This window comes from Alterinioella nitratireducens, from assembly GCF_013155465.1.
Taxonomy (GTDB): domain Bacteria; phylum Pseudomonadota; class Alphaproteobacteria; order Rhodobacterales; family Rhodobacteraceae; genus Alterinioella; species Alterinioella nitratireducens.
In genome coordinates, this window is the sequence record NZ_JABJVX010000009.1 from 80,165 (window position 1) to 92,528 (window position 12,364).

A 12,364-nucleotide genomic window follows, 5' to 3' on the forward strand; every position below is an offset into this window, starting at 1 on the left:
CGATGGGGCTGCGCTAATGCACGTCGTCTTTCGCGAAAGCCATGGGTTGGAGGAGACCGACACGCCGCAGGATCTGGGCCAGAGCCCGGCCGATCTGGTGGTGCTGTCCTTCTCCGATTCCGACCTCGGGGCTTTCGCGGCAGGTTATCACCGGGCGCGAGCCAATGGGTTCGACCCCACGCTGCGCCTGGCCAACCTGGTGGCGCTGAAACACCCCCTTTCGGTCGATACCTATGCCGAACAGACCCTGGCCGGGGCCAAGGCGGTCCTCGTCAAGCTTATCGGCGGCGAGAGCTACTGGCCCTACGGCCTGGCCACCCTGCGCGAGATCGCCGACACCACCGGAATGGCGCTGGCGGTGCTGCCCGCCGATGGCAGGCCGGATGCGCGGCTGGACGAGATCTCCACCCTGCCCGTCTCCACCCTGCGGCGGCTGCAGCATCTTTGCGACGCGGGCGGCGCGATTGCGGCCCATGCGGCGCTGGCGCAGCTGGCACTGGCGGGCGGCATGTATTGCGGGCCGGTGATCGGTGAGAAGACCGTGCCGGATTTCGGGTATTACCACCCGGACACGGGCGCCACCCAGACCGCCCCCGCATCGGACCGGCCGCGCGTTCTCGTCAGTTTCTACCGCTCCTACCTGACCGCCGCCGATACCGAGCCGGTCGATGCCCTGATCCGCGCGCTTGAGGCCGGGGGCTTTGACGCCATCGGCCTCTTTGCCAATTCACTGAAGAACCCCGCCGCCGCCGACTGGATCCGCGCGCAGGCCGCCGACCACGCCCCGGCGGCCATCGTCAACGCCACCGCCTTTTCCGCGCAAGGTGCCGATGGCGCGCCTTCGCCGCTCAATGCCAGCGGCTGCCCGGTCTTCCAGGTCGCGCTGTCCACCGCGCGGCGCAAGGAATGGGTCCAGGCCGAGCGGGGGCTGTCGCCTGCCGATCTCGCCATGCATGTGGTGCTGCCCGAGGTCGATGGCCGGATCTTCGCCGGTGTCGCCAGTTTCAAACAGCCGGGGCGCAAGGATCCCGAGCTGGAATACTCCCGCTTCGCCCACCGCGCCGATGCAGGGCGGATCGCGGCGGTGGTGGCGCGTGTGGCCGCCTGGCACCGCCTTGCCACGACAGCGCCCGAGGAGAAACGCCTCGCCGTGGTTCTCTCGACCTATCCCGGCCGCGAATGGAACCTGGCCCATGCCGTCGGTCTGGATGCCTTGGCCTCGACCGACGCGTTGCTGAACGCGCTGGCGGAGGAGGGTCATGACACCGGCACCCGCCCCGATCTGGGCAAGGCCCTGCTGGACAGGTACATGTCCTGGCCCGTCGCGGAATACCGGGCGGCCCTCGCCCGTCTGCCGGACGCCATGCGCGAAGACCTCAGCGCCGCCTGGGGCGCCCCGGAAACCGATCCGGCCTGCAAGGACGGCGCGTTCCACTTCGCTGCGCTGCAAAGCGGCAAGACCACCATCGCCCTGCAACCCGAACGCGGCGATGTGGCGGCCCGCGACGATGAGTACCACGACCTCGCCCGCACGCCCTGCCATGGCTATGTCGCCTTCTACCTGTGGCTGACCGCGCGCACCGACGCCCTCATCCATGTCGGCGCGCATGGCACGCTGGAATGGCTGCCGGGCAAATCCGTGGCCCTCAGCGACACCTGCTGGCCCGAGGCCCTGACCGGCCCGCTTCCCGTGATCTACCCTTTCATCGTCAACGATCCCGGCGAGGCCGCGCAGGCCAAGCGCCGCGTCGGCGCGGTCACCATCGGCCACCTGCCGCCGCCCCTGGCCGAGACCACCCTGCCCGCGAACATGGGACGTCTCGAACATTTGCTTGACGAATACTCCACCGCCGACGGGCTGGACCCCGCCCGCCGCGACCGGCTGATCGAAGACATCCGCGACGAGGCGCGCGGCACGGGGGTCGAGTCCGATCTGGGGCTCGATGCCGCCGCCTGCCCGGCAGAGGCCATCACCCGCATCGACCGTTTCGTCTGCGACATCAAGGAAAGCCAGTATGGCGACGGGCTGCACATCTTCGGCACCGGCGATTGCGGGGCTGAGGAACGCGCCGGGTTGCGCGCCGCGCTGATGGGCCGGCTGGTCGCCCCCGGCCCCTCCGGCTCACCCTACCGGGGCCGTTCGGATGTGCTGCCCACCGGGCGCAACCTCTTCACCACCGACCCGCGCGCCGTGCCGTCGCGCGCCGCCCATGCGCAAGGTGTGAAGCTGGCCGAGGAGCTTCTGCGCCGCCACCTGCAGGATAACGGCGATTGGCCGCGCGGTCTGGTCGTGGACCTCTGGGGCTCGGCCACGATGCGCACGGCGGGCGAGGAATTTGCCATGGCGCTGCATCTGGCGGGGCTGAAGCCGGTCTGGGACGAGGGATCGGAGCGCGTAAGCGGCTTCGAGGTGATCCCGCTGGCGCTGCTCGCACGCCCCCGGATCGACGTGACCTTGCGGGTCTCGGGCCTCTTCCGCGACGTGTTTCCAGGGTTGGCGCAGATGTTCGAGGCCGCCGCAAGCGCCCTGTCCGGGCGGGAAGAACCCGCTGAAGACAACCCCTACCTGACGCAAACCCCACGCGTTTTCGGACCGAAACCGGGCCTCTACGGCGTCGGCATGACCGCCCATCTGGACGACTATTCCGACGCCGCGCGGCATGCGGCGGGCGAGGCCTGGCTTGCGGCCTCAAGCTTCGCCATCGACGCGCAAGGCGCGAGCCACGAGGCCCGCGCCGCGCTGGAGTCCCGCGTGAAATCCGCCGACAGCTTCGTCCACCTGCAAGACCTGCCCGAAACCGACCTGCTGATGGCCTCGGACAACGCCGCGCATGAGGCCGGGTTCGCCGCCGCCGTGGCGCGCCTGGGGGGGGACAAACCTGCCCTCTACCACATGGACGCGACCCGCCCCGACGCGCCCAGGGCCCGCGACCTGACCGAGGAGATCGCCCGTGTCACCCGCGCCCGCGCGGCCAATCCCGATTGGGCGACGGGGATGATGCGCCACGGCTTCCGGGGGGCGGCCGAGATCGCGGCGACGCTCGATCACCTCGCGGCCTTCGCGCATCTCGCCGCCGCCGTGCCGCCGCATCTCTTTGATCTCTATCATGACGCCACGCTTGGCCGCGACGACCTGGTGGCGTTCATGGAAGAGGCCAACCCGCGGGCGCTGGCCGCGCTGCGCGCGCGCTTTCAGGCATTGCATGAGGCGGGACTGTGGGCAACGCGGCGCAACTCCATCGCCGCCACGTTGCAGGTGGCGCAATGAGCGCGCCGGTCGTGCGCGGCTGGTGCCCCGGCGCGCTGCGTCCGATGATGTCGGGCGACGGGCTGGTGGTGCGGCTGCGCGCGCCCTTGGGGCGCTTCTCGCCCCGGCAGGCGGCAGGCGTGGCGGAATTGTCGCGCCTTTATGGCAACGGGCTGCTGGACCTGTCGGCGCGAGCCAATCTGCAAATCCGTGGCGTGGCGGAGGCCGATCACGCCGCGCTGATAGAGCGGCTGGCCACACTCGGGCTGGTCGATGAGGACGCCGAGACCGAGGCACGCCGCAATGTCGTGGTGCAGCCGTTCTGGCAGGCGGGCGATGAGACCGCGCGCATATCGCAGGCGCTGAACGACGCGCTGCGCGGCACGAGCGCACCGCAGACCCCCGGCAAATTCGGTTACGCGGTGGATTGCGGCGCATTGCCCTTTTTGCGAAACATCTCTGCCGATATCCGCATCGAACGCGCTGAGGGCGGGATGATCTGCCGTGCCGATGGAGCTGACACCGGGGCGCGCGTGACGGACGAAACAGCGGCAGAGGTCGCCTTGGACCTTGCCGACTGGTTCCTGGAGACAGGCGGCGCGCCCGAGGGGCGGGGCCGAATGGCGGCGCATCTGAAACGCACGCCGCTGCCGGAAAACTTCCGTCAAATCAATTCCATGCCGGAGACTTCTCAAGCCCCCACACCCGGCACAACCCCGCAAGGCCGCCTCGTCGCGCTTGAATTCGGCCAGATCGGCGCGGCGACCCTCGCGGCCCTTTCCACCATCGCCCCGCTCCGCCTGACACCCTGGCGGATGCTGCTGCTGGAGGGCACTGATCACGCCCCCGACCTGCCCGGCCTGATCCATGACGCGGCCGATCCGCGCCTCCGCATCCATGTCTGCACCGGCGCGCCGGGATGCCCGCAGGGGCTGTCTGAAACCCGCCCCCTCGCCCGCGCCCTCGCCCCACATCTGTCCGCCGATCAGCGCCTGCATATCTCGGGCTGCGCAAAGGGCTGCGCCCATCCCGGCGCCACGCCGCTGACCCTGACCGCGACCGCGCCGGAGCGGTTCGACCTGATCCGCAATGGCCGCGCGGGCACCCCCCCCGATGCCCGCGATCTCACCCCAGATGCCCTCACGAAAGCCCTGCAAGATGCCCCATAGCTACGAGACCAACGGTGCCGCGATCTACGAGGAGAGCTTTCGCACCATCCGCGCCGAGGCCGACCTCGCCCGGTTCGGACCCGATGAGGAAGGCGTCGTCGTGCGCATGATCCACGCGGCGGGTCTGGTCGGGCTGGAACGCGACGTGCAGTTTTCCCCCGGCATGGCGACCGCTGCCCGCAAGGCGCTGGCGGATGGCGCGCCGATCCTCTGCGATGCCTATATGGTCAGCGAAGGGATCACCCGGCCACGGCTGCCCGCGAAGAACGAGGTGATCTGCACCCTGCGCGACCCCCGCGTGCCGGATATGGCAAAGGAGATGTCGAACACGCGCTCCGCTGCCGCGCTGGAGCTGTGGCGGCCACATCTGGCGGGCGCGCTGGTCGCCATTGGCAACGCGCCCACGGCGCTGTTTCACCTGCTCAACATGCTCGAAGACCCCGCCTGCCCGCGCCCCGCCGCGATCATCGGTTGCCCGGTCGGCTTTGTCGGCGCTGCGGAGTCGAAAGACGCGCTGATGGCCGATCTGCCGGTGCCCGCGATGATCGTGCGCGGGCGGCTTGGCGGCTCGGCGATCACGGTCGCGGCCGTGAACGCCCTGGCGTCGAAGGCGGAATGATGGGCAAGGTGATCTGCACCGGCCTCGGCCCCGGCGACCCCGAGTTGATGAGCGTGCGCTCGGACCGCCTGATCCGGGGGGCGCGCCATGTCGCCTATTTCCGCAAGGCGGGCCGCAAGGGGCAGGCACGCCAGATCGTCGAGGGCATGCTGCGCGAGGATGTCACCGAACACGCGATGGAATACCCGGTAACAACCGAGATTGCCGTCAGCGACCCCGAATACAACCGCATCCTCTCCGCCTTCTACGCGGATTGGGCCGACCGGCTTGAGGCGCTGGCCGCTGAGGCGGACGTGGTCGTGCTCTGCGAGGGCGACCCGTTTTTCTACGGCTCCTTCATGCACCTGCACAGCCGGTTGCAAACCCGCGTCGAGGTCGAGATCGTCCCCGGCATCACCGGCATGTCGGGCTGCTGGACCGCGACGGATCTGCCGATCACCTGGGGCGATGACGTGATGACCGTGGCGATGGCGACCCTGCCCGAGGCGGAACTGGCGCGGCGGCTCAAGGATACCGACGCCGCCGTCGTGATGAAGATCGGGCGCAACCTCGGGAAACTGAAACGCGCGCTGGAGACCGCCGGACGGCTCGACGATGCCTGGCTGGTCGAACGCGGCACGATGCCGGCACAATCCGTGCAGAAGCTGTGCGATTTCAATGGCGAGGCCCCCTATTTCGCCATTTGCCTGCTGCACGGGAAAGGGCGCAGGCCATGACCGGGTGGGTGGCGGTTGGAGGGCTCGGCCCCGGGCGCAATGACCTCGTGACGCCCGAGGTGCAGGCAGCCCTTGGCGAGGCCACCGATATTGTCGGCTACATCCCCTATGTTCGTCGGGTTGCCAACCGCCCCGGCCTCACGAAACACGAAAGTGACAACCGGCTGGAGCTGGACCGCGCCGCCCATGCCTTGCAAATGGCCGCAGAGGGCGCGCGCGTCGTTGTCGTCTCCTCGGGTGATCCCGGCGTCTTCGCCATGGCCTCGGCCCTGTTCGAGGCGCTGGAGGCTGGCCCGCGCGACTGGCTGGACCTCGATATCCGCATCCTGCCCGGCATCACCGCGATGCTGGCCGCCGCCGCGCGTCTCGGTGCGCCTTTGGGGCACGACTTCGCGGCGATCAACCTCAGCGACAACCTCAAGCCGTGGTCGCTGATCGAGACACGACTGCGCGCGGCGGGCGAGGCCGGGTTCGCAATGGCCTTCTACAACCCACGCTCCAGGTCACGCCCGCATCAGTTCGCCCGCGCGCTGGAAATCCTGCGCGAGGCCTGCGGCGGCGAGACGCTGATTTCCTTCGCCCGCGCGGTCAGCACGCAAGAGGAGAGCATCACCACCGTCCCGCTGAACGAGGCGACGCAAGAGATGGCCGACATGCGCACCATGGTGATCGTCGGCAACCGCGACACGCGCCGCATCGGGCGCTTTGTCTACACGCCCCGGTCGGCCCCATGATCGAGCCAGTCCAGCACCGCGCCGACGCTGTCCAGCACCCGCCGCGCGGGGGTGGCGGGCCGGTCGATCATCACCACCGGCAGGGCCAATGCACGCGCCGCCGTCAGCTTGGCCTCGGCCCCCGCCCCGCCGCTGTTCTTGGCCACGATATGGGTGATGCCATGCGCCTCCATCAGGGCTTCGTCGCTGGCTACGTCGAAGGGTCCGCGCGCGATCTCGATGGCGCAATCGGGGAAGGGCAAGGGCGTTTCCGGCGGATCGACCAGGCGCAGGAGGTAGAAATTTCCGGGCTTGGCGGTGAAGCCGTCGACATGCTGTTTGCCGATGGCCAGGAACACCCGCGCGCCGGAATCGGGCAGCGCCGCCACCGCGCCGGCAATATCGGGAACGCGGGTCCAATCGTCGCCCTTGCCCGCCCGCCATTCGGGCCGCTCCAGCGCCGCCAGGGCGACCCCGGCCCGGTCACAGGCCGCTATGGCATTGGCGCTCATCCCCGCGGCAAAGGGATGGGTCGCATCGACGACATGGGTGATGGCCTCGGCCCGCAGATACTCCACCAGCCCCGCGACCCCGCCAAATCCCCCCACCCGCGTGGGCAGCGGCTGCGCCACGGGAGTGCCGGTGCGCCCGGCATAGGAGAAGATCGCGTCATCCCCCCGTTCGGCCAAGGCGCGCGCCAGCGCCGAGGCCTCGGATGTGCCGCCGAGCAGAAGGATGCGTGTCATGGCTGACCCCTGGCTGACCATCATCGGATTGGGCGAGGATGGCCTGAATGGCCTGCCGCCCGCAAGCCGTGCCGCGCTGGACGCGGCCGAGATCGTCTTCGGCGCGCCGCGTCATCTGCAATTGGCGGAGGTCGGGGATCGGGGCCGCGCCTGGCCGGTGCCCTTCGACATTGCGCCGGTGCTGGCGGAACGGGGCCGCAAGGTCGCCGTGCTGGCCTCGGGCGATCCGTTCTGGCATGGCGCTGGCGGGTCGTTGGCGGGGCAACTGTCGCCGGATGACTACATCACCCACCCCGCGCCGTCCTGCTTTTCGCTGGCCGCTGCCGCGATGGGGTGGCGAATCGAGGGGGTGCTCTGCCTCGGCCTGCACGCCGCGCCGTTCACCCGGCTGACCCCGGTTCTGGCGAAGGGCGTGCGCGTTCTCTGCACCCTGCGCGACGGCGCGGCGGTCGGCGATCTGTCGGCGTGGCTGACCGGACAGGGGTTCGGCCCCTCACGCCTCACCGTGTTGGAGGCGCTCGGCGGGCCGCGCCAGCGTATCCGCGAAACCACGGCGGCGGGGGGCGACATCGGCGACATTGCCCATCCCGTCTTACTGGCGATCGAGGCCGACGGCGCGCCGGGACTGCCGCGCGCTTCGGGCCTGCCCGACGACCTCTTCACCCATGATGGCCAGATCACCAAGCGGCCCGTGCGGGCACTGACCCTTTCGGCACTTGCCCCCCGTCCCGGCACCCACCTCTGGGATCTCGGCGCCGGGTCGGGCTCCATCTCGGTCGAGTTCTGCCTCGCCGCCCCCGGTGCGACCGCCAGCGCCATTGAGGCCCGCGCCGACCGGGCCGCGACTATCCGCGACAACGCGGCGCGGTTCGGGCTGGAGCATCGCATCTCGGTGACGGAAGGACGGACGCCGGACGCGCTGACCGGCCTGCCCGCGCCCGATGTGGTCTTCATCGGCGGTGGCGCGTCCGAGGCGCTTTTGCAGGCCCTGTGGGACAGGATACCGCAAGGAGCGCGGCTGGTCGTCAACGCGGTGACGCTGGAGACCGAGGCCCTGCTGATGGCGTGGCACGGCGCGAAGGGCGGGCATCTGCTGCGCGTGGAACTGGCCGAGGCCGCGCCGCTTGGCACGATGCGCGGATGGGACCGCGCGCGCCCCGTCATTCAATGGAGCGTGACGCGATGATCGTGGCAGGCATAGGCTTGCGGGCGGCGGCCACGGCCGAGGCGCTGGATGCGGCCTTGACCGCCACGGGCCAAGCCCCGGACACGCTGGCCTGCCTTGAGACCAAGGCCACGCCCGCGCTGCGCGACATGGCCCGCGCCCGCGCCCTGCCCCTCACGCTTCTGACCGAGGCCGAGATCGCCGGGATCGAGACGCCCACGCGCTCCGCCCGCATCCTCGCCCGCTTTGCCACCGGCAGCGTCGCAGAGGCGGCGGCCCTTGCGGCACTGCGCAAAACCGGCCATGAGGCACGGATCATCGCGCCCCGCGTGACTTCGCCCTGCGGCAGGGTCACGGTGGCATTGGCACAAGGGAGGCCGATATGAGTGTCCATTTCATCGGTGCCGGACCCGGTGCGGCGGACCTGATCACCCTGCGCGGGCGCGACCTGATCGCGGCCTGCCCGGTCTGCCTCTATGCCGGGTCGCTGGTGCCCGAGGCGCTGCTGGCGCATTGTCCCGATGGCGCGCGCATCGTGAACACCGCGCCCCTCAGCCTGGATGAGATCATGGCCGAGATCCGGGCGGCCCATGCGGCAGGCCAGGACGTGGCGCGGCTGCATTCCGGTGACCTCTCGGTCTGGTCGGCCATGGGCGAGCAATTGCGCCGACTGCGCGCGGAAAACATCCCCTATGACGTGACGCCGGGCGTGCCGAGCTTCGCCGCCGCCGCCGCCGCATTGGGCGCGGAACTGACCCTGCCGGGGGTGGCGCAATCGCTGGTGCTGACGCGGACATCGGGTCGCGCCAGCGCGATGCCGGAGCGCGAGACGCTGGAGAATTTCGCCGCCACCGGCGCGACGCTGGCCATCCATCTTTCCGTGCATGTGCTGGAGGACGTGGTCGAGCAACTGACGCCGCATTACGGCGCGGATTGCCCCGTCGCCGTGATCTGGCGCGCGACCTGGCCCGATCAACGCATCGTCAAGGCGACGCTGGCGACGCTGGAAGAGGCGACCGGCGGCGAACGCGGGCGCACCGCGCTGATCCTTGTGGGGCACGCCCTGGGGGCGGAGAATTTCGACGAAAGCTGTCTCTATGCGGGCGATTACGACCGCCGCTTCCGCCCCGTCGGCACCAGCCCCCGCTTTCCGGAGGACGCGTCATGATCCCCCCCGGCCTGCTGATTTCCGCGCCTGCATCCGGCACCGGCAAGACGACGCTGATGCTGGGGCTTCTCGCCGCCTTCAAGGCGCGCGGCACCCGGGTTCAGCCCTTCAAATGCGGCCCCGACTATATCGACCCGGGCCTGCACCGGGCGGCGTCGGGGCAATTCTCGGTCAACCTCGACACCTGGGCGATGGGGCGCGAGATGCTGGCGGGGCTGATCGCGGGCGCGCAAGGGGCGGAGCTGATCCTGGCGGAGGGCTCGATGGGCCTTTTCGATGGCGTCGTGAAATCGGGGGCCTGCGGCACCGGGGCCAGCGCCCATGTCGCGGCCCTGACCGGCTGGCCGGTGGTGCTTGTACTGGATTGCTCGGGCCAGGCGCAATCGGCCGCCGCAGTGGCGCTTGGCTTTGCCTCCATGCGGGCCGATGTGCGGCTGGCGGGCGTGGTGCTGAACAAGGTCGCCTCACCCCGGCACGAGGCCATGCTGCGCGCCGGAATGGCCGAGGTGGGGATCGAGGTTCTGGGGGCCTTGCCGCGCCAGAAGGATGTCGAAATGCCCGCCCGTCACCTCGGGCTCGTGCAGGCCGAGGATCAGGGGGATCTGGCGCGGATCCTGCACGCCGCGGGCGATTTCGTGGCCGAGCATGTCGATCTCGACCGCCTCCTCGCCGTCGCGGGCGACACCCGGCTGGTCGGCGCGACCACGGGGATCACGCCGCCGGGGCAGCGGATCGCACTGGCCCGCGACGCCGCGTTTTCCTTCGTCTATCCGCATCAACTGGATGGCTGGCGCGCGGCGGGGGCGGAGATCACGCTGTTCTCGCCCTTGAACGACGAGGCCCCCGATCCCGGTGCCGATATCTGCTGGCTGCCCGGCGGCTATCCCGAGCTTCACGCAGAAAAACTCGCCGCCGCCGACACCTTCCGCACGGGCCTGCGCGACTTCGCCCAAACCCGGCCCGTGCATGGCGAATGCGGCGGCTACATGGCGATGGGGGCGGCCCTGATCGACAAGGAGGGCACGCGCCACGAGATGGCGGGGCTTCTGGGGCTCGTGACCTCCTACGCCAAGCGCAAGATGCACCTGGGCTACCGGCTGGCCACATTCGCGGAACCGATGCCGGGGCTGGCGGCGGGGGCCAGGGCGCGCGGGCATGAGTTCCATTACTCGACCATCCTGGAACAACCCGACACGGCCTTGGCCCATGTGGTGGACGCGAATGGCGATGCGGTGCCGGAAACCGGATCGCGGCGCGCAAACGCCACCGGCACCTTCTTTCACATGATCGCGGAGGCGGCATGAGCGGCGTTGTCAGCTTCGTCTCCTCCGGCCCCGGCGATCCGGAATTGCTGACGCTCAAGGCCGTCGACCGCCTCACGCGCGCCGATGCGGTTCTGTTCGACGATCTGTCTTCCGGCCCCATCCTGACCCATGCCCGCGCCGGTGCCGACCTTGTGGGCGTCGGCAAACGGGCGGGCCGCCCTTCGCCCAAGCAGGACCATGTCAGCCGGTTGCTGGTCGATTACGCCCGCACCGGCCAGCGCGTGGTGCGGCTGAAATCCGGCGATTGCGGCATCTTCGGACGGCTGGAGGAGGAGGTGATCGCCCTGCGCGCGGCGGGCATCGCGTATGAGATCGTCCCCGGCGTCACCTCGGCCTCGGCCGCTGCTGCCGCCGCCGGTATCCCGCTGACGCGCCGCCTGACCGCGCGGCGGGTGCAGTTCGTCACCGGCCATGACGTGACCGGCGCGCTGCCCGAGGGTCTGGACCTGAAGGCGCTGGCCGATCCCGGTGCAACCACCGTCGTCTACATGGGCAAGCGCACCTTCGCGGGGCTGGTGGCGCGCCTGGTGATGGAGGGGCTGCCCGCCGACACGCCCGCGATGCTGGCCGAAGCCGTCACCACCCCCGACCAGCGGCTGACGCGGGCGACGATCACCGACCTGGCCGCACAGCTTGCCCAATCGGACAGCAAACTGCCGGGTCTGATCCTTTATGGTCCGCTGGCGGAGGGCGACGGCGGATGATCCATCTCGACCTCATCGGCATCGGCACTGGCAACCCGAAACACCTGACCTTGCAGGCGGTGGAAGCGATGAACGCCGCCGACCTGATCCTGATCCCGCACAAGGGCGCGCAGAAGGACGACCTGGCGGCGCTGCGGTACCGGATCTGCCGCGACGTGCTGACGGGCGAAACGAAGATCGTGCAGTTCGATCTGCCCGCGCGCGACCCCGCAATCCCCGATTACACCGCGCGGGTCGAGGCCTGGCACGACGCGATTGCCGCGATCTGGGTTGGGGCCATCCGCGAACATCTGGGCGATACGGGCCGCGTTGCGTTCCTGGTCTGGGGCGACCCGTCGCTCTATGACAGCACGTTGCGGATTGCCGAGCGCGTCGCGCGGAACCTGCCGCTCAGGCCCTGCGTCATTCCCGGCATCACCTCGATCCAGGCTTTGACCGCCGCGCATGCGGTTCCGCTCAACCGCCTCAATGCGCCGGTGACGATCACCACGGGGCGCAGGCTGCGGGATGAGGGCTGGCCGCACGGGGCCGACAGTCTGGTGATCATGCTGGACGGCGAGTGCAGTTTCCGCGCGCTCGACCCCGACGGCCTGCATATCTGGTGGAGCGCCTATGCCGGGATGGCGGAGGAGATCACCCTCTCCGGCCCGGTTGCGGAGGTGACGGAGAAGATCGTGGACACCCGCGCCAAGGCCCGCGCACGCCACGGATGGATCATGGACATCTACCTGCTGCGCTACGACACCCCGGCCTGAAACCGACGCGAATGCCGTCGCGGATGGGCGGTTACAG

12 protein-coding genes are annotated in these 12,364 nt (G+C 69.9%); 11 read left to right on the forward strand and 1 reads right to left on the reverse strand.

Annotated elements, in window-relative coordinates; translation table 11 throughout:
* The first annotated feature begins 16 nt into the window (after positions 1–16).
* The 5 genes from cobN to cobJ are packed head-to-tail and all read left to right on the forward strand — an operon-like array spanning position 17 to position 6,485.
* Positions 17–3,268: a cobaltochelatase subunit CobN gene (gene cobN / locus HNS34_RS15065; protein WP_172320925.1), complete on the forward strand. Its 3,252-nt coding sequence runs from the start codon at positions 17–19 to the stop codon at positions 3,266–3,268.
* The gene (gene cobG, locus HNS34_RS15070) at positions 3,265–4,416 is read left to right on the forward strand and encodes a precorrin-3B synthase (protein WP_172320926.1); all 1,152 of its coding nucleotides are present in this window, start codon (positions 3,265–3,267) and stop codon (positions 4,414–4,416) included. The genes cobN and cobG overlap by 4 nt, the downstream gene beginning before the upstream one ends.
* The gene (locus tag HNS34_RS15075) at positions 4,406–5,035 is read left to right on the forward strand and encodes a precorrin-8X methylmutase (protein ID WP_172320927.1); all 630 of its coding nucleotides are present in this window, start codon (positions 4,406–4,408) and stop codon (positions 5,033–5,035) included. The genes cobG and HNS34_RS15075 overlap by 11 nt, the downstream gene beginning before the upstream one ends.
* Complete coding sequence (gene cobI / locus HNS34_RS15080; RefSeq protein ID WP_172320928.1) at positions 5,035–5,751, forward strand: precorrin-2 C(20)-methyltransferase; 717 nt, start codon at positions 5,035–5,037, stop codon at positions 5,749–5,751. The genes HNS34_RS15075 and cobI overlap by 1 nt, the downstream gene beginning before the upstream one ends.
* A complete protein-coding gene (gene cobJ, locus HNS34_RS15085) occupies positions 5,748–6,485 on the forward strand; it encodes a precorrin-3B C(17)-methyltransferase (RefSeq protein WP_172320929.1) in 738 nt (245 codons plus the stop codon). The genes cobI and cobJ overlap by 4 nt, the downstream gene beginning before the upstream one ends.
* Here the strand turns inward: cobJ and HNS34_RS15090 are convergent.
* On the reverse strand, positions 6,461–7,210 hold the full coding sequence (locus HNS34_RS15090) for a cobalt-precorrin-6A reductase (protein WP_172320930.1): 750 nt from the start codon (positions 7,208–7,210) through the stop codon (positions 6,461–6,463). The two genes, cobJ and HNS34_RS15090, sit on opposite strands and share 25 nt — an antisense overlap.
* On the opposite strand from HNS34_RS15090, the gene cbiT reads away from it, so the two are divergent.
* Genes cbiT through cobF form a run of 6 tightly spaced genes read left to right on the forward strand, consistent with a single transcriptional unit; the run spans position 7,209 to position 12,327 of the window.
* Entirely contained in the window at positions 7,209–8,396 is a 1,188-nt protein-coding gene (gene cbiT, locus HNS34_RS15095) for a precorrin-6Y C5,15-methyltransferase (decarboxylating) subunit CbiT (protein WP_172320931.1), read from the forward strand. The genes HNS34_RS15090 and cbiT overlap by 2 nt on opposite strands.
* A complete protein-coding gene (locus HNS34_RS15100; protein WP_235952752.1) occupies positions 8,378–8,761 on the forward strand; it encodes a cobalamin biosynthesis protein in 384 nt (127 codons plus the stop codon). Before cbiT ends, HNS34_RS15100 begins: the two co-directional genes overlap by 19 nt.
* Positions 8,758–9,543, forward strand: a complete 786-nt coding sequence (gene cobM / locus HNS34_RS15105; RefSeq protein WP_172320932.1) for a precorrin-4 C(11)-methyltransferase — start codon at positions 8,758–8,760, stop codon at positions 9,541–9,543. Before HNS34_RS15100 ends, cobM begins: the two co-directional genes overlap by 4 nt.
* Entirely contained in the window at positions 9,540–10,847 is a 1,308-nt protein-coding gene (locus HNS34_RS15110; RefSeq protein ID WP_172320933.1) for a cobyrinic acid a,c-diamide synthase CobB, read from the forward strand. Before cobM ends, HNS34_RS15110 begins: the two co-directional genes overlap by 4 nt.
* Positions 10,844–11,572 (forward strand): uroporphyrinogen-III C-methyltransferase, encoded by a 729-nt coding sequence (cobA, locus tag HNS34_RS15115; RefSeq protein ID WP_172320934.1) that lies wholly within the window; start codon positions 10,844–10,846, stop codon positions 11,570–11,572. Before HNS34_RS15110 ends, cobA begins: the two co-directional genes overlap by 4 nt.
* Positions 11,569–12,327, forward strand: coding sequence for a precorrin-6A synthase (deacetylating) (gene cobF / locus HNS34_RS15120; protein ID WP_172320935.1), 759 nt, complete (start codon positions 11,569–11,571; stop codon positions 12,325–12,327). Before cobA ends, cobF begins: the two co-directional genes overlap by 4 nt.
* The last annotated feature ends 37 nt before the right edge of the window (positions 12,328–12,364 follow it).

What these genes read in the sequence shown, in the direction of transcription:
- cobJ (WP_172320929.1), top strand. Translation starts at nt 5,748, where the DNA reads ATGACCGGGTGGGTGGCGGTTGGAGGGCTCGGCCCCGGGCGCAATGAC.
- HNS34_RS15100 (WP_235952752.1), top strand. Translation starts at nt 8,378, where the DNA reads ATGGAGCGTGACGCGATGATCGTGGCAGGCATAGGCTTGCGGGCGGCG.
- cobN (WP_172320925.1), top strand. Translation starts at nt 17, where the DNA reads ATGCACGTCGTCTTTCGCGAAAGCCATGGGTTGGAGGAGACCGACACG.
- cbiT (WP_172320931.1), top strand. Translation starts at nt 7,209, where the DNA reads ATGGCTGACCCCTGGCTGACCATCATCGGATTGGGCGAGGATGGCCTG.
- cobM (WP_172320932.1), top strand. Translation starts at nt 8,758, where the DNA reads ATGAGTGTCCATTTCATCGGTGCCGGACCCGGTGCGGCGGACCTGATC.
- HNS34_RS15110 (WP_172320933.1), top strand. Translation starts at nt 9,540, where the DNA reads ATGATCCCCCCCGGCCTGCTGATTTCCGCGCCTGCATCCGGCACCGGC.
- cobI (WP_172320928.1), top strand. Translation starts at nt 5,035, where the DNA reads ATGGGCAAGGTGATCTGCACCGGCCTCGGCCCCGGCGACCCCGAGTTG.
- cobF (WP_172320935.1), top strand. Translation starts at nt 11,569, where the DNA reads ATGATCCATCTCGACCTCATCGGCATCGGCACTGGCAACCCGAAACAC.
- cobA (WP_172320934.1), top strand. Translation starts at nt 10,844, where the DNA reads ATGAGCGGCGTTGTCAGCTTCGTCTCCTCCGGCCCCGGCGATCCGGAA.
- HNS34_RS15090 (WP_172320930.1), bottom strand. Translation starts at nt 7,210, where the DNA reads ATGACACGCATCCTTCTGCTCGGCGGCACATCCGAGGCCTCGGCGCTG.
- cobG (WP_172320926.1), top strand. Translation starts at nt 3,265, where the DNA reads ATGAGCGCGCCGGTCGTGCGCGGCTGGTGCCCCGGCGCGCTGCGTCCG.
- HNS34_RS15075 (WP_172320927.1), top strand. Translation starts at nt 4,406, where the DNA reads ATGCCCCATAGCTACGAGACCAACGGTGCCGCGATCTACGAGGAGAGC.